Raw genomic sequence first — 16,627 nt, 5'->3', positions numbered from 1 at the left:
CGTAAAATAATGTGGTGTATTAAGCAGCGCGTTCTTGGTCAGCAGTAGTTTTGATTGTGAACTCTGCAGCCCATTGCTCCAGAATGTCTTTATAAGGTTTGATAAAGTGTTCTTCCGTCCACTTCGCTTGCTTCACTGCCAACTGACCACGCTCAATACGGTCATACACAATTTGAGTCAATGAATAATCTGGATACTCAAGGCTGGGTTGATACACCTGACCCGCAGCAGAATTCGCATTATAAATTTCAGGACGATAAATCTTTTGGAAGCTTTCCATGGTGCTGATCGCACTGATCAACTCCAGATCGGTATAATCACATAATAAGTCACCTGCGAAATAAAATGCTAAAGGTGCAGCACCATTTTCAGGTTTGAAATAACGGACGGTTAAGCCCATTTTTGCGAAGTATTCATCGGTTCGTGAATGCTCATCATTTTTATATTCTATACCCAATACAGGATGCACATTCGCGGTACGGTAATAGGTTTTCGAGGTTGAAACGCTCAAACAAATCACCGGCTGTTTTTTAAATTCTGCTTTAAATACTTCAGAATTGACGAGATATTGATAAAGCTTGCCATGTAAATCACCAAAATTTTCTGGCTTGGTCGATGTTGGATTTTTCTTGATATGTTCAGGAAGTACCACGCTAAAATCATAATCGCGGACATAAGACGAGAAACTGTTGCCAATCATGCCATCAATACGCTGATTGGTTTGATGATCAATAAACGTGATTTTTAAAGTTTCAATTGCAGGGAATGTTTTACCATTTCCTTCAACATCCAGGTCAACTGAAATAATGTCGATTTCAACTGAATAACGATCTGCTTTTGGATTATCCCAATGTGCCAATGCATTAAAACGGTTATTGATCATTTGTAGAGTGTTACGCAAATTCTGTTCGCGACTTTCGCCACGCGCCAAATTGGCAAAGTTCGTCGTCAGACGTGTGCTATCTGCAGGTTGATAGTTTTCGTCAAAACGAATGCGCTTAATTGAACATGCAAACTTTTTACTCATTGTGATTCACTACCCTAAGTTCTAATAACCAAATTTCTGAATAAGCCTAGTTATACGTGAACGTTAAGATGAATAAAACTGATTTAAACTCAATGAAAAGTGAATCTTATTCATTCTTGGTTGTTCTTAAGATATCAAGATCACTTAATAAAGAAAAATATGACAGATTTTTTCTATGTAATTTTAGGGTTTAATAGATGATAAAATAATGAATATTAATAACTTAAGATAAATTCTATCGAATATTAAGTGGATGAAATTGAGGGGTAAATTCAAAGAATGGTTTTATAGCTTATTAGATGCAATTTAGAAGTGAATGAATGAAACTCATCTAAAGATTAGAAAATATCAGTCTATTCACTGTGTGTGATTTCAAATCTAATTGTTAGATATCAAGGTTTAAACATTCTACTTATTCGTATCGGACAAATTTTAATCTTAAAATTGGCTACTTTAAAAGACATTGAATAATATCTTCTTTATTTCTAAATTAAACAAATTAAATTTTCTTAAATATAATATCGCATCTTTTTTACACAATTTCTTTACAATTCTTTATGTAATAATTTAATTGGAAACTAACACTTTTATATTATTAGACTCCTTAAAAAGTAATTTTAATGAAAAAAAACTGGCTGGTCAGAACAAATCAAACCATTACCTTTTTGCCCATGGTCATAGTTATATTTATAGGACTAATTGGCTATGAATGGGTACGTACAGAACTGGTCGGAAGCTGGATTCTTCTAATTGGCTTTATTCTGCTAGGCCGCTTTTTAAATGTAGTTCAGTCCGTTGTACTAAGTATTGTCATTTTTATTATTCTTTTTATTTATATTTTATTTAATGTCCAGGCTGACAGCATGGATATCAATACTCGCTTCTTGCAGCTTTTTATTCTACCTGTAGCGCCACTTCTACTTAGTATTTACTATGAAATGATGTCGACCAACATGCAAACCGACAATTTACTGGATACTTATCGTAAAAATCTGACCCATAAAACATTACCTATCAGTACTTATTTCTATACCCAAACTCAAGTTCAGGATATGTTAAATCTGAATCTGATTCCTCAATACGATGAAATTTATATAGAAATTACCAACCACAGTTTATTAAGAGATATGTTGCAGGTGGATGAACTAAAACTGTTGCAACAAAAAATTATCCATGTGCTGGAAAATAAGTTTGAAGTTCCTCACTTTTCCTTTACTGATAGCCGGCTCTCGGTCTTGCGCGTAATTACGATTGCCGATCGAGAATCTACTATTTCCAAACAACTGATTGAAAAAATCAAACAGATTGAACTGATTAAAACAGAGATTACTCATTTACCCCATCATCAGGGCCGACCCTCCTTGGAGGAACGCCTATGAGTCATTTTTTGCATGTCTGCGGTCTGATCGTTTCAGTCAATACACTGCCTGACCCGGTACTGAGTTCTTACTATCAACAATATTATCAATGTGAGCTTAAAACAGCCGATCCGGTTCAGCAGCAAGATTCCTCAGATATTAAGCAAATTCCAGCCTATTTCCCAGCTCCTAGGAAGTTATGGCCGATATTTAGCTTTGATCAAATACATTACGAAACTTATCAAAACATGAAAAATCAGGCTATTAAACCGGGTTTAATCATTCCTGAAAATTTCATGAAACCGTCAATCTACTTTCAGATCAAACAGGAGGTTTCGGAAGGTGCTATCCCGATTCTTGATCTAAGCAGTATTGAACCAAAGCGTTTTCGCGGACTTGCGACCCTCGCCACCAGTGCAGGTCTACGTCCCATGGCTGCCTATATACAGGATGGCTGGAATCCGAATCTCAAAACTTTACCTGCGGGACTTTACATTGTTCAGGCCAATCCAGGACAACTGCCTTTACCCGCCCGTTTAATTCAATCTGGTCAGCAACAATTTTACACCGCCTACCCACAAACTGCTTTCAATGGTACCGGAATTATCCTGAATCCTGAGGTGCCACTTGCCGAAAGTGAGATTGCTTATCCTGAATTGGGAATTTCCTGGACATTTTTAAATACACGCTTTGACAGCCAACTGAACCGGGTGCATACCAATCCACTCGGCTATATCTTGCTCTCAGCAGGAATCATCATCTTGCCATTACACCTGGTGCTCTCGACCCATTACCCTAATTTATTAAGCTTCTGGGGTACCTCAACTTCCTGGGCATCCGTTGTTGTGATCGTTATCTTAATGCTCATCCTCCTGATCACCATGTTATGGCGGAGGTTCAAAAAATCATGAGCATGATCGATATTCTGTTTATTACCGGCTTTATCGGGATCTGGATTCCACAGGCCTTTTGGGCCTGGCTCAGCTTTTCTGCCTGGCGTTATTCGATTCGAGCCAGTCAGGAACTGACCAATTTACCAATACCTGAACGTTGGCCCATGCTGAGTGTGCTGGTGCCGGCATATAACGAAGCACTGGTGATTGAAGATACCTTACGCTCTCTAGCTGCACAGGATTATCCGGCTGAAAGCTATGAAGTACTGCTGATTAATGATGCCTCCAAAGACAATACCCAGGAAATTGCCGATCGTATGGCAGCCGAATTTCCAGTCATTCGGGTCATCAATGTGCCTAAAGGTCAAGGCGGTAAAGGTAAATCCAGAACTTTGAATAACGGACTCAAACACGCCCGCGGAGAATTGATTGCGGTTTATGATGCGGACAGTACGCCAGAGCCGGATTGTGTACGGCTGATTGCCCAGACCTTGCTGGCAGATTCTAGTCTGGTCGCAGTGAATGGCAAAGTTCGTACCCGCAACTGGAAAGACAGCCCCCTTAGTACCTTTATCGCTATCGAGTTTATCTATTTCCAGTGGATTTTTCAGGGTGGACGCTGGCTGCGTTTCCGTCTTTCCACCCTAATGGGAACCAATTATGTGATCTGGCGAGATGCACTCGATATTCTAGGCGGATTTGACGAAAAATCCTTGGTCGATGACACCGAAATGAGTTACCGGATTTTTCTGGGACATAAACGGATTAAATGGGTGCCTTATGCCGTAGGCTGGCAACAGGATCCGGGTGACCTGAATATTTTTATCAAACAACGCTCACGTTGGACTCAAGGTAACTTTTATGTAACCCGTAAATATTTAAGAACAGCGCTCCGGCATCCTTTTCCAATCGGAATGGAAATCGGCAACAATATTATGTGTTACATCATTTTTGTGCCAGCCCTCTTCTTAAGTCATATGACGCTGGTGGTTGGTCTACTCGGTATTGATGGCACTACAATTCCCGGTCCTTTTACCTTGCTTTTCATCTTGGCCTTTATTCTTTATCTGGTCCAGATCTGGTTTACCCTCAGTCTGGAAAAAGAAGTGCCTAAACGATTTTACTTCTATGCCTTTATCGCTTATTTCTCCTATTCACAAGTATTTCTCCTGATTGTCTTTAAAGCCGCCTGGGACATGTTAAAAGGCAAAATCAAGGGTGAGGGAATTACTTGGTACAAGACAGAACGAAAGAAGGAAAAAAAATGATCATGCACATAAAAACAGCTCCTTTGAGATTAATGTCTTCACTTATCTTGGCATTGTCTAGTGCACCTCTCTATGCGGCCACCTGGAAGCTTGATGATGTAGTTGCACGGCATGTAGAGCAAACTGCACCTTACTTTTTTTATGTTGGAAAAGGTGAAAGCTGGCAGGATGTCCAGTTCAGCAGTCAGTTCGATGTACAGGGTAGCAGTACAGTGATTGTCCGGTATGACAATCAGCTGATTCATCAACAAAATTTGAGTGGTAAAGGCACATTAAATTTTAGCCTCCCCCCTGCCGACAGCGGTTTTCATCGGCTGGATATCAGTATTTTACAAAAACCAGGACCTGGACAAAGTACTGCCAATATTTGTCTTGAATCAAGCAATTTACTGACTACCTTGACTCAACCAAATCTGAGTTACCAATCGCAGCGTAACAGCATGCAGCTGAATCAACTCCCGGATGTCCTGTTCAATAGCCAATTGAACCGCTCAGAACCGGTACAGGCACTGCTAGGTTTTAATACGGCAAATTTCCTGGAAGCCACCATGATGAGTAGGCTGGCAACTGCCTGGAATTTTGCGACACCTGTGCAATGGCGGCTAAATACCACTCCTGAATCAGCACCTGATTTCATGATCAATATTCAGCGTTCGGCCGCAAAATTACCCGCAGCACGGATGAGTCTAAATCAGGTTAACCAGGTACCAAGCCTGACGATTGAATACTCTTCAGAATCCCAATTATTGATGGCCGTCAATGCCCTGCTCAATCAGCAATATCTGGCACAACTAAATACTGCAACAGCGAGTTTAAATGGCCCTGTCGCACGACCAAACTGGGCCAGTGTACGCCGTTTTGAAAGCTTGGCTGATCTGGGCATTTCCGATTTCAAACTAGACAATACTCCCAAAAATATTTCACTGGTCTTTCCTGCTGTTTGGGAAGCTACGGATATTTTAAAGGGTCAGCTTAATTTCCGTTCGCAAAGCGGACTCTTACAAGGCTCGACCTTACAGGTTTGGCTCAATGAAGTACTCGCAGGTAGTACCAGTCTGGCAAAACTGGATTCCAGCCCGGTTGAGCGGCAGTTTGAATTTGTAGGTGCAGATTATCCCTATACCAACAGCTTTAACATGACGGTGAGTAATAACCAGTTAAATAGCAATAATTGTCTACCTAATGCGGGTAATGCATTATGGATTGATGCTAAAAAATCCAGGCTTAGTCTGCCTTACCAGATGAAACAGGGAGTCATCAGCCTGTCTACAGTTTTTGACAAGACTCCTGAAATTGCCATGAATACGCCTATAGCCACCCCCATCGCGATCAGCCTGGCTCAAGTTGCCAAGAACATGCTGCTCAGTAATGATCCAATTGGTCTGAATATCACCCAGCTGAATCCAAGTACACCTAAAACCATTAATATCCTGCTGAATGCCCAGCGTTATCAATCTGAATTGCAAGAATACAGTCAGATTCTTTACTTACCTACTACGGCAAATGGTAGTTTGATCACCGTCAGAAACGGGAATTTCTGGATTTATAGCGACAACAACCTCGGGGTAGAAAATTTTGCCCGCTTCTGGCCGCAAATCCAGCAGAAAATCCCGAACAATACTGCGGCCTTGTTTATTTCTGCCCAAGGACAAATTACCGTACTTAGTCAAACCGCTATAGAAAAAGCAGAAACCCCGATAATTGAACAGATTTCCATGCGAACTATTGCTATTATTCTTGTGATTGTTGCTGCGCTTATTATAGGGCTGCTGTTCTGGCGCAGAACTCGTAAGGCACAAAAAACCAAAGAAGAATAATGATGAAAAAATACCTGATTTTAGGCTTACTGGTGTTACTGGCACTTCCTACCTTAGCTTTTACTGGCTCTGCGTTTTTTATGGCACGTGCAGATGCTAAAGCGGTAACAGCGCCTAAAATTGAGGGTATTTTCTGGCAGGTTGACCAGATGAGTCACGCCTCCGGTAACTGGCACTTATTAGGCATCGATACGCTGGTCACTCAATGGAGTATTGTAGACGGACGCTCCTTTTTTAAAGAAATCTCCGGAGCCCAATGGCAACATCAGCCGGACTGGAATACGATTGCCGAACAACCCTGGTCCAAGCAGGTTATCTTAGGTCTGGCAGGCATTTTTCAGGAACCTGTGGCACGTGAAAATATTGACCAGCTCTTTTTACAATCCCAACAGATTATTAAAACTTCTCTTCCAGTTCAGCCTGCTGCTTATTATTTTCCTGTAGAAGCTGACCCAAGCTGGCATGGAGTTGCCAATATGGCGCGTTATGTTGCCGAGTTCCAACGACCGGTCTGGATCAGTATTTATAGTGCAGACCGAAAATCACGGTTTTTACATTACTGGCTTGAAAGCTGGTTACCTGATAATGCCCAAGTCTTTTTTCAGGATGGCGTCGGTGTAGGCACGCGCAGCCCCGAAGAAGCGGCGGTGATTTATCAAAACCTTAAACATCAGGTTGGTGACAAAAGAGTTGTGATTATTCTCGAAGCTTTCCGGCCTAAACCGGGAGGCGGCTTTCGTGCAGCTTATCCTTGGGAAATTGCAAAACAGTTGAAAGCTTATGCTGGCGAGCGTGTCTATATTTTTGATGGTCCACATTATTTAAATAAAGCCAGTGTGCTCTGGCTTTATTTGTGGATGAAAATCAATTACTAAGCTCTGACTGTTAAATCTTGCAGCATCTGTTCTAAAATACGTTCCGAAGCATGACCATCACCAAATGGATTTTCGACTTCTGCATGTTGTCGATAATAGGCTGAATCATCCATTAGACGAGAAAACTCTTGTACGATTTTGGCTTGGTCGGTACCGACCAGTATTCCACAACCTGCTTCAACCACTTCCGGGCGTTCAGTTACATCCCGCAGTATGAGCACCGGTTTTTGATAGGTGGGGCTTTCTTCCTGAATACCGCCTGAATCAGTCATAATAAAATAGGCTGCACCTAAAACAGCCAGTAAGTCCGGATAATCCAGAGGTTTTAACAAATGTACCTGCGGATGATCCAGAAACTCGCGATAGGCAATTTTATATACCTGTGGATTGAGATGCACAGGCCAGGCAAAATGCAGCTCTGGATAACGGCGACATAGTGTATGGATGGCGGCACAGATATTTTGAATACCTTCACCAAAATTTTCCCGTCGATGCGCGGTCAGCAAGACCAGTTTATCTTGTTCACTTAATTTCAGCCCCATTCGCTCTAACCTTTGCTGAGACTGCTGAGAAGAAGATTGCATTAAATCACGGGCATGATAAATAGCATCAACCACGGTATTACCGGTAATAAAAATCTGCTGGTCTCGAATATTTTCCTGACGCAAATTTTCTGCAGAACGTCGGGTCGGTGCAAAATGCCACTGGGCCAAGCGGGAAACCAGTTGTCGGTTACCTTCTTCCGGAAATGGATGCATCAGATCAAAAGAGCGTAATCCGGCTTCAACATGCGCCAGATGAATATTCAGGTTAAAGGCCACCAGAGCACCTGCAAGTACAGTGGTGGTATCCCCTTGCACTATAATTACATCACATTTCGGCATGTCACGATATACTTGATCGAGTTCGGTCAATGCCTTGCTTAATAGAATATTTAGACTTTTGCCAGGTTGCATGATTTGCAGATGATGATCAATCTTGATTTGGAAAAACTCGATCGCATCCTGTACCAATTCCAGATGCTGACCGGTAAATACCACACTGACTCTAAATCGTGAATCCTGCTGGGCTTTTAAGATGACTGGTGCTAATTTAATCAGTTCAGGGCGAGTACCAAAAATAAAAGAAAGATCAATCGGCATGGTTAAAAGCTCCAGTAATAAGTCAGTTCCACTCGGGTATTATCAAAAGTTCTTTTTCCAGACTCAGGTGCCCCATTTACATATTTGCCATACATCTGTTCAATACGTAGCTTGACCGGGAAGTCTACAGGTTGCCAGGCTATACCCGGTCCCAGCTCTGCCAGGTTGTTATAAAACTCGTTATTGGAGTCATTAATCGTATGTAGCTTCAGATAAGTCTGGATATTGCCTAGATGATCCCGGTTAAAGTTCCAACCGGTACGCAAGCGCAGGTCGCCAATTACATTATAATCTTCACGTGAATAGCTCGCTGCATTGCCATACAGTTCGGCAAAATACTGAGTCTTCTGGGTAACCGGACTATGACTGGTTTCGGAATCATGCCAATACCATTCCTGATAACTGGTCAAACCAAAATTAATACTTTCCCTGAATTTGTCTCGGTTTAAATCGATTAGATCATAACTTCCGCCGAGTTCCAGATATAGATAGAGCGGCCATTCCCAAGGACGGTAATTTGTTCCAACACCGACAATGGCTGCATTCTGGTCAATAATCTCAGGTCGTGCACCGCCGGTAGATTGGGTATCCCTGTTAATGCTGGCAAAGCCATAAATCTGGCCACGGTTTTTTTCTCCCCAATAACGTCCATAACGGAGCTTCAAGGGTAAGATGGCCGTGTCATAACGTCCTTCAAAAGAAGGAGAAAAATAGATATCGGCAAAGGTATTTCTAGTCTGACCACTTGTTGTTCCACTTAAATTGAGTACTGCCTGTTGGGCTTTTGCTGCAGTTTCAGGATTTGAGGAACTTTGTAGTTTTTTAAATATTTCTAAAGCTTCGGGATTACGCTGAGCAGCATTCAACAGATAGGCTTTTTGCAACAACAATTGTTCATCATCTGGCGTTAATTCAAGAGTTCGATCAATATAAATTAAAGCTTCGGTATTATTATTTTTGCGCATTTCCAGATATGTCCAAGTTTTCCAGACCTTTGGATCTCGCGGTGATTTTTGACTAATCTGCTGTAAAAGTTGGGTTGCCTGTTCGAGATCCTTTTGTTCAACTTGGTAATATTGTTCCCATAATATATAAGTTTCAGGAAGGGTCTCTGCTTGAATGGGAATACTCAAGAGAAATAGGCAAGTACTTGACAATACGTTTAATTTTTTCATTTTAATGAGATATATTGAATATTCTATATCACTATAGCATTTATTTATTTTTCCATTTCTCGTCAGTTAAGCTCGGTTACTAAAATCTATATATTCTTTATAAAAAGTAACTTAATTAAAAATTTAGCCTTATTTTTTTTTAAATATTCCTTTAATAAATGGCTATCTTAGCTTTAACGTAGCTAATCACGATAAAAGTCGTCCCATTATCAATAGATAACCTCAACTGTCACTGAGACCTCAAGATTCTTCCCGCTGTAATTCATTCACCGTTTGCCCCTGCTTGGCAAACCACTGATTACGACGCTCAAATAAGCGTGGTGTCGCTTGATTGACCTGATCGATCAAAGCCTGTAAATCGGCATTGATCAAACGGCCATTTTTAACCACAGTCTGTCCCGCCACCATCGTCATGACCACATCTTGGCCTTGAACTGCATGGACTAAATTGGTATGCAAATTAAATAATTTTCCATGATCAATCAACGGCGTCATCCGCGGTGTATCCAATCTAACTGCAATCAGGTCTGCTTGTTTGCCGACTTCCAATGAACCAATTTCATCTTGCATACCCAAAGCTTTAGCTCCTGTAATCGTAGCCATTTGACAGACTGACCAGGCATCCAGAGCAGCCGCATCTAAATTCGAGAACTTCGCCAATAATGATGCTGTTTTCATTTCTTCAAATAGATCCAGATTATTGTTTTCTTTTTCGCCGTCCGTACCCAGACCCACCGCAACGCCTTGACGTAGCATTTCAACCACAGGCGCTGCACCGGAGGCCAATTTCATATTGGAAATCGGATTATGGGCGACACCGACCGCATGTCGCCTTAAAATCTGAATTTCATTTGCATCTGCCCAGACGCAATGTGCCAACAGGGTTTTAGGCAGATCTAGCAAGCCCAGTTTTTGCAGACTTTCAATCGGGCGAATGCCTGAGCGGCGCAGGTTTTCCTGTACATCAAATTGGCTTTCATTACTGTGGGTATGAAAACCGGTTTGATAGTCCTGACAAAGTTTCTCAATGAGGCTTAATGCTGAAGCTTCCGCATAAAACAGGTGCTCTAAACCCACCCAAACCTGAATACGTCCATTCGCCTGCTGATGCCAACGGTTGATTAAAGCCTCATTACTTTTTAAGGTTTCAAAATAATTGTGATCCGGATGTTCCGCGACATAAGGTACTAGAACGGCACGAATTCCTAAGGCTTTTGCTGCCTCCGCACTACCCTCCATATAACGCCACATATCGACAATAGTGGTGGTTCCCGACAAAAGTGCCTCGGCATAACACAAATAAGAGGCAATTTTCGCATCCTCTGGTGTCAACACCCGGTGCATCGGGTCAATATACTGCTGTAACCAATCCCAAACCGGTAACCCTTCTGCCGTGCCACGCAATAAACCGGAATGACAATGGGTATTGATCAAGCCCGGCATCAGGATCTTTTGTGGGTAATCTTCAATGAGCACCTCTGGATAGCATTGAGTTAACTGTGCCAATGTACCCACTGCTTTTATTTGGTCGCCCTCAATCAGTATCGCGCCATTTTTAATACATTCATTCTGCGCATTCATGGTCAGGACATAAGAAGCTGTTAAAATTTTCATGATTTATACTCAAATCTATTCTATTTATGATGAATGGCTGCGGTTATGGCACGAAGGTTTTGCCTAAAGAAGATGGCAAATTCATTTTGAGTACTTTTTTATTCCGTGAAATCATGACCAGTACCACAATGGTGGCTATATAGGGCAATGCGGCAAGCAGCTCGTTCGGCACCTTGATTCCAAGCGCCTGGGCGTGAAATTGCAAAATGGTTACGCCCCCAAACAGGTAAGCGCCGAGCATTAAACGTGTTGGTTTCCACACCGCAAATACTACCAGTGCAATGGCAATCCAGCCGCGGCCTGCCACCATATTTTCAATCCACATCGGGGTATATACGGTCGATAAAAATGCTCCGCCAACCCCTGCCATCAAACCGCCAAATAGCACTGCGCCATAACGAATCGCCAACACGTGATAACCCATGGCATGCGCACTTTCCGGTGATTCTCCGACTGCTTTAAGCAATAAGCCCAAACGGGTTTTGGCCAAGACAAACCACACCAGAAAGAAGACCAAGATTGACAGATAAACCACATAGTTTTGCTGGAACAAAATCGGACCCAATACTGGAATATCCGCTAATAGTGGAATATTAAAATTAGCCAGACCCGGTAAAGCCATACTGACGTAGTTCTGTCCCAAAAATGCAGAGATACCGAGTCCAAAAATGGTTAAAGCCAAACCGCACGCGGATTGATTGGTACTTAAAGACAAGGTAAAAAAGGCAAAAATCAGGGCCATCAGCATGCCTGCCAGACCACCCATCAATAAGGCACTTAATACACTGGCATCATATTGCGCAGCAAAAGCAAAACCTGCAATTGCACCGACCAGCATCATCCCTTCTACTCCAAGATTAATCACACCTGTCCGCTGTGTGACCAATTCCCCCAGACCTGCGAAAATCAGTGGTGTTGCTGCTGCAACAGTACCTGCAAGAATTGCAGTTATTTCTAAAGCCATATCATGCTTCCTTTTGCTGTAGACAACATTGGGTTAGAGGGTGGTTGCTGTGGACTGAGGGACCGGTGGCACCATTTTTTTGCTAAACCGGTAACGGTTTTCAATTAATGCATCGGAAGCCAACAGGAAAAATAACAGCAGGCCCTGGAAAATACCGGTAATCGCGACCGGAAGCTGCAACTGCATTTGTGCCATTTCGCCGCCCAGATAAATCAGCGCCATAAAACAGCCTGACAGCACAATACCGATGGGGTTTAAACGCCCTAGATAGGCCACGATAATCGCCGCATAGCCATAACCTGAGGACAGGTTCGGATTCAGCTGACCAATAGGTCCAGCCACTTCACAGATTCCGGCAATACCTGCCATCATTCCGGAAATCACCAGACTCATCCAGATCGCTTTGGAGGAAGAAAAACCTGCGTATTTGGCAGCTAAAGGTGCCTGACCGCTGACTTCCAGTTTATAGGCCGTCAGACTTTTACGCATAAAAACCCAAAACAGAAGGACTGCAAAAAAAGTGATAAAAATAGAGGCATTAATGCGTGTGCCTTCTACAATGAATGGCAGCGTCGCACTCTCACTAAAAACCACCGATTGTGGGAAGTTCATCCCTTCCGGATCACGCCAAGGACCATTGACCAGGTATAGCAACACACATACTGCGACATAATTCATCATCAGGGTGGTCAGGGTTTCTTCGGCATTAAAATGGGTTTTCAGTAAGGCAGGAATTGCGCCCCAGAGTGCCCCACCAAGTGCGCCCATGACAATCATTAACGGGAGAATCCACCAGCCAATTTGGTCGTGAAATAAAATCGCAATACCACCGCCAAAAATCGCGCCCATGGTGAGCTGACCTTCAGCACCGATATTGAATAATTTGGCTCGAAATCCCACCGCCAGCCCCAAGGCAATCAGAATCAGAGGCCCGGCTTTCACTGCCAGTTCACTCCAGCCATAAGAAGATGTCAGCGGTTCAATAAAGAAGATGTACATGGCTTGCGCGGGATTAATCCCCAGCATTAAAAACAGAATACTCCCGACAATCAGCATGGCCAGCAGCGCAATGAGTGGTGAAAGCCACTTCATGATTTGAGATGGATGTTCACGCGGTTCCAGTAAATGCATGTCGCTTTCCTCTCAACCCGTATATTTGTTTTTGGCTATATTAAGCATGAGCTTGCTGCTCCTCTACGATGATCGCAGTGTCATGGCCTGGAATGCCTGACATCAAGATTCCAACATTTTCAGTATTGGTTTCATGAGTAGGTATCGCTGGAGATAGTTCACCATTGGCCAAAACGCAGAGACGATCACTGATTTCAAACAGCTCCTCTAACTCTTCTGAAATCACCAAAATAGCAACACCTTGTCGAGAGAGGTCGATCAGGGTCTGCCGAATAAACATGGACGCGCCGACATCTACGCCCCAGGTCGGTTGAGCCACAATCAGAAATTTGGGGTTTTGCAGAATTTCCCGGCCTACAATAAATTTTTGTAGATTTCCACCGGACAAGGAACGTGCTTCTGCCTCTGGGCCACTGGCTTTCACCCCGAATTTTTCAATACAGTGCTCGGCAAAAAGCTTACATTGTGCAAACTTGATTAATCCCCATTGCGTCAGGTTCTGCCGAAATGCGGTCAGCAAGGCATTCTGGGACAGTGTCATGTTCGGGACTGCTCCTCGGCCCAGACGTTCTTCAGGGACAAAGCCCAGGCCCAAATCACGCCGTTGTCCAGAACTGAATCGGGAAATATCGATTTGATCCAGAACCATCTGGCCATGTTTCAGGCTGTTTTCACCCGACAGCAAAGACAGCAGTTCTGCTTGACCATTGCCAGAAATCCCGGCAATACCGACAATTTCTCCGGCTTGAATATCTAAATTGATATTTTTCAGCGACACGCCAAATGGGTCATCGGACTGGTAATCCAGATTCTCGACCTGGAATAGCACCTGTTTTTCACCGGTATATTCTGGGCGTACATAAGTCGGTAAATCACGGCCAATCATTAAGCGTGCTAAATCACTGGTGCTGTTGTCTTTGGGATCAACATTTCCGGTCACACGGCCATTGCGTAAGATGGTCGCTTCATCACAGAGTTCTTTAATCTCATGTAATTTATGACTGATATATAAAATTGAAACGCCTTGGGAGGCCAATAACCGTAAAGTTTTAAACAGTTGCCGTACCGCTTGTGGTGTCAATACTGAAGTCGGTTCATCTAAAATGATTAAAGCGGGATTTTGCAAAAGGCAGCGAATAATTTCGACGCGTTGCCGTTCACCTACCGATAAAGAATGTACTTCGCGGCGTGGATCAATGGGTAAGCCGTATTGCTCTGAGACTTCAATAATTTTTTGACTGAGGACTTTTAAATGAATCTTTTCATCCAGTCCCAGCAAAATATTTTCCACCACGGTCAAGGTTTCAAATAAAGAGAAATGCTGATAGACCATGCCAATCCCGAGTTTTCTTGCCATCGACGGGTTATCAATATGAACTTCTTTACCGTTCCAGAGGATTTGTCCCTGATTGGCCTTGGTTGCCCCATAAATGATTTTCATCAGGGTACTTTTGCCGGCGCCATTTTCACCCAAGATGGCGTGAATCTGTCCGAGTTGAACGGTTAAATGTATCTGGTCATTCGCTTTCAATGAATTGTAACTTTTACAGATATTGATGAGCTGTAAACGCGGTACACCTGAAGAAGAACGTGCATTCAACTCTTGCGCATGAGCAGATCTATCGTGTTGAGAGGTCATCATCAGTGCCCTATTCCATGCCGTAGCAATTCAGCATCCATCGATGGTTGTCAGGCATGCAAATGGATGCAGAAAAGTACATCAAAGTGTTTAAAGATTTTTAATTGCAAAATGGCAAAGCTTTATTTCGGTAATGAACCCTCTACGCCCTTCACGTAGTAATTCATTTTACTTAGTGCCGCATCATCTAGGCGCTTGCCTTTTGCCAAGACCAATGTACCATCCTGTTTATGAATCGGGCCGGTAAATGGATGCAGTGTGCCTTTTAAAATGCCATCACGTACGCTGAGCGCTTTTGCTTTAGAGGCTGCCGACACTGAAGGACCAAAGCTTTCGATATCGACGGCTTTTTGTTTTACGCCATACCACATTGCACTTGGTTTCCAGGTTTTCTTGCTGACTTGCGTCATTACTGGAGTGTAGATTTTTTCCCAATGTAAAACCGATGCAGCAAGATGCGCTTTAGGGCCAAATTTGCTCATGTCAGAATCCCAGCCAAAAGCAAAGACACCTTTTTGTTCAGCCGCCTGTACCACTGCTGGAGAATCGGTATTTTGCATCAGCACATCTGCGCCTTGAGCAATCAAGGCCAAGGCTGCATCACGTTCTTTGCCCGGGTTAAACCATGAATTCACCCAAATGACTTTGGTTTTAATTTTTGGATTTACACTTTGTGCACCGAGGGTATAGGCATTGATATTACGGATGACTTCAGGAATCGGAAAAGACGCAACTACACCCAAAACATTATTTTTGGTTTTTTGCCCTGCGACCACACCCAGCATATAAGCGCCTTCATAGGTGCGGACATCATATACCCCTAAATTTTTGCCCTGCTTATAACCGGTTGCATGCATAAATACGGTATTTGGAAATTGCTTGGATACTTTCTCCATCGCATTCATATAACCGAATGAAGTCGCAAAAATGACTTTATTGCCTTGTTGTGCCAGGTTGCGGATCACACGTTCGGCATCTGCTGTTTCAGGGACATTTTCAATATAAGAGGTTTTATATTTTCCTGCGAGGGTTTTTTCAGCCTTAATCCTGCCTTGATCATGAGAATAGGTCCAGCCATGGTCACTGGTTGGGCCAATATAAACAAATGCGGCTTTATCTTGGGCCTGAACATTGGCGACAGCGGCCATGCTCATTACACCGCTTGCCATTAACACCCCTACCAATTTTTTCAATCCGGTTTTCAAATTATTTTTTTCTTTCATTCTATTCTGCTCTTGGTTGTTCTGTGTCATGCAACACATGCTTTAAAAATGACTTCACTCAAATGCGCTCAGTCTGTTCAAGATATAATTAGCAATAAGTATTCCAGTTTTTATCAAAAATAATAAAAACAGGCTTTTAAAATAAAATGTTTTTGTTTTTATGATTTAATTAAAAAGTAATGGGATTAAAGTAATAAATACTAAGCTTGTAGTTGATATAAAATTTAATTTAATAAAATGATTTATTTTTATTATTGCTTATTAGTAGTGCGATAAAATAAAACGCTTTAAATTTGTGCACTCTTTTTTTAATCGAAGCTTCATATTTTTCATGAGCAAAGATAGATGTAGATGATAGAACCATGTATTAAGGTTTATTGAGGGAATAGGATTATTTTGATATAAGCTATTAGGGTGTGTCCTCATTTGGCTTTGCACCAAATAAATATACAGGCTATACGAATCATAGATTTATAATTGCGTGCCAGTTTATCAAATCGA

13 protein-coding genes are annotated in these 16,627 nt (G+C 42.5%); 5 read left to right on the top strand and 8 right to left on the bottom strand.

Translation table 11 applies throughout. From position 1 onward, the window contains the following. Window positions 1-19: 19 nt before the first annotated feature. Entirely contained in the window at window positions 20-1,027 is a 1,008-nt protein-coding gene (locus NI468_RS08345; RefSeq protein WP_253101288.1) for a DUF1852 domain-containing protein, read from the bottom strand. 620 nt (window positions 1,028-1,647) lie between these two features. Here NI468_RS08345 and NI468_RS08340 point away from each other — a divergent pair. From NI468_RS08340 to NI468_RS08320, 5 genes are read left to right on the top strand one after another with little or no spacing between them, the layout of a single operon-like run. Next, on the top strand, window positions 1,648-2,406 hold the full coding sequence (locus tag NI468_RS08340) for a hypothetical protein (protein WP_253101285.1): 759 nt from the start codon (window positions 1,648-1,650) through the stop codon (window positions 2,404-2,406). Beyond that, window positions 2,403-3,296 carry a hypothetical protein gene (locus NI468_RS08335; RefSeq protein WP_253101282.1) on the top strand — a complete coding sequence of 298 codons (894 nt, stop codon included), beginning with the start codon at window positions 2,403-2,405 and terminating at the stop codon, window positions 3,294-3,296. Before NI468_RS08340 ends, NI468_RS08335 begins: the two co-directional genes overlap by 4 nt. After that, on the top strand, window positions 3,293-4,546 hold the full coding sequence (locus NI468_RS08330; RefSeq protein WP_253101279.1) for a glycosyltransferase family 2 protein: 1,254 nt from the start codon (window positions 3,293-3,295) through the stop codon (window positions 4,544-4,546). Before NI468_RS08335 ends, NI468_RS08330 begins: the two co-directional genes overlap by 4 nt. Beyond that, window positions 4,543-6,363 carry a hypothetical protein gene (locus NI468_RS08325; protein WP_338149774.1) on the top strand — a complete coding sequence of 607 codons (1,821 nt, stop codon included), beginning with the start codon at window positions 4,543-4,545 and terminating at the stop codon, window positions 6,361-6,363. Before NI468_RS08330 ends, NI468_RS08325 begins: the two co-directional genes overlap by 4 nt. After that, the gene (locus NI468_RS08320) at window positions 6,363-7,238 is read left to right on the top strand and encodes an alpha-amylase family protein (RefSeq protein WP_253101274.1); all 876 of its coding nucleotides are present in this window, start codon (window positions 6,363-6,365) and stop codon (window positions 7,236-7,238) included. Before NI468_RS08325 ends, NI468_RS08320 begins: the two co-directional genes overlap by 1 nt. Here NI468_RS08320 and wecB read toward each other — a convergent pair. From wecB to NI468_RS08285, 7 genes are all read right to left on the bottom strand, one after another. Continuing rightward, window positions 7,235-8,380 carry a non-hydrolyzing UDP-N-acetylglucosamine 2-epimerase gene (wecB, locus tag NI468_RS08315; protein ID WP_253101270.1) on the bottom strand — a complete coding sequence of 382 codons (1,146 nt, stop codon included), beginning with the start codon at window positions 8,378-8,380 and terminating at the stop codon, window positions 7,235-7,237. The genes NI468_RS08320 and wecB overlap by 4 nt on opposite strands. Window positions 8,381-8,382: 2 nt before the next feature. Then, window positions 8,383-9,555, bottom strand: coding sequence for a tetratricopeptide repeat protein (locus NI468_RS08310; RefSeq protein WP_253101268.1), 1,173 nt, complete (start codon window positions 9,553-9,555; stop codon window positions 8,383-8,385). A gap of 240 nt (window positions 9,556-9,795) precedes the next feature. Next, a complete protein-coding gene (locus tag NI468_RS08305; protein WP_253101265.1) occupies window positions 9,796-11,169 on the bottom strand; it encodes an amidohydrolase family protein in 1,374 nt (457 codons plus the stop codon). A gap of 43 nt (window positions 11,170-11,212) precedes the next feature. Beyond that, on the bottom strand, window positions 11,213-12,133 hold the full coding sequence (locus NI468_RS08300) for an ABC transporter permease (RefSeq protein WP_004729775.1): 921 nt from the start codon (window positions 12,131-12,133) through the stop codon (window positions 11,213-11,215). Between the two features lie 33 nt (window positions 12,134-12,166). After that, window positions 12,167-13,264 carry an ABC transporter permease gene (locus NI468_RS08295; RefSeq protein WP_253101262.1) on the bottom strand — a complete coding sequence of 366 codons (1,098 nt, stop codon included), beginning with the start codon at window positions 13,262-13,264 and terminating at the stop codon, window positions 12,167-12,169. 40 nt (window positions 13,265-13,304) lie between these two features. Beyond that, window positions 13,305-14,906 (bottom strand): ABC transporter ATP-binding protein, encoded by a 1,602-nt coding sequence (locus NI468_RS08290; protein ID WP_253101259.1) that lies wholly within the window; start codon window positions 14,904-14,906, stop codon window positions 13,305-13,307. Window positions 14,907-15,025: 119 nt separating this feature from the next. After that, window positions 15,026-16,126, bottom strand: a complete 1,101-nt coding sequence (locus NI468_RS08285; protein WP_253101257.1) for a BMP family ABC transporter substrate-binding protein — start codon at window positions 16,124-16,126, stop codon at window positions 15,026-15,028. Between the last annotated feature and the right edge of the window lie 501 nt (window positions 16,127-16,627).

It is taken from the genome of Acinetobacter lwoffii (assembly GCF_024129355.1).
Lineage (GTDB): Bacteria > Pseudomonadota > Gammaproteobacteria > Pseudomonadales > Moraxellaceae > Acinetobacter > Acinetobacter lwoffii_I.
The sequence above is the reverse complement of the archived record's forward strand: the minus strand, read 5'-3'. Positions and strand labels throughout refer to the sequence as shown.

Coding starts and splice junctions, on each gene's coding strand:
- NI468_RS08345 (WP_253101288.1), bottom strand. CDS start 1,027: ATGAGTAAAAAGTTTGCATGTTCAATTAAGCGCATTCGTTTTGACGAA.
- NI468_RS08340 (WP_253101285.1), top strand. CDS start 1,648: ATGAAAAAAAACTGGCTGGTCAGAACAAATCAAACCATTACCTTTTTG.
- NI468_RS08335 (WP_253101282.1), top strand. CDS start 2,403: ATGAGTCATTTTTTGCATGTCTGCGGTCTGATCGTTTCAGTCAATACA.
- NI468_RS08330 (WP_253101279.1), top strand. CDS start 3,293: ATGAGCATGATCGATATTCTGTTTATTACCGGCTTTATCGGGATCTGG.
- NI468_RS08325 (WP_338149774.1), top strand. CDS start 4,543: ATGATCATGCACATAAAAACAGCTCCTTTGAGATTAATGTCTTCACTT.
- NI468_RS08320 (WP_253101274.1), top strand. CDS start 6,363: ATGATGAAAAAATACCTGATTTTAGGCTTACTGGTGTTACTGGCACTT.
- wecB (WP_253101270.1), bottom strand. CDS start 8,380: ATGCCGATTGATCTTTCTTTTATTTTTGGTACTCGCCCTGAACTGATT.
- NI468_RS08310 (WP_253101268.1), bottom strand. CDS start 9,555: ATGAAAAAATTAAACGTATTGTCAAGTACTTGCCTATTTCTCTTGAGT.
- NI468_RS08305 (WP_253101265.1), bottom strand. CDS start 11,169: ATGAAAATTTTAACAGCTTCTTATGTCCTGACCATGAATGCGCAGAAT.
- NI468_RS08300 (WP_004729775.1), bottom strand. CDS start 12,133: ATGGCTTTAGAAATAACTGCAATTCTTGCAGGTACTGTTGCAGCAGCA.
- NI468_RS08295 (WP_253101262.1), bottom strand. CDS start 13,264: ATGCATTTACTGGAACCGCGTGAACATCCATCTCAAATCATGAAGTGG.
- NI468_RS08290 (WP_253101259.1), bottom strand. CDS start 14,906: ATGATGACCTCTCAACACGATAGATCTGCTCATGCGCAAGAGTTGAAT.
- NI468_RS08285 (WP_253101257.1), bottom strand. CDS start 16,126: ATGAAAGAAAAAAATAATTTGAAAACCGGATTGAAAAAATTGGTAGGG.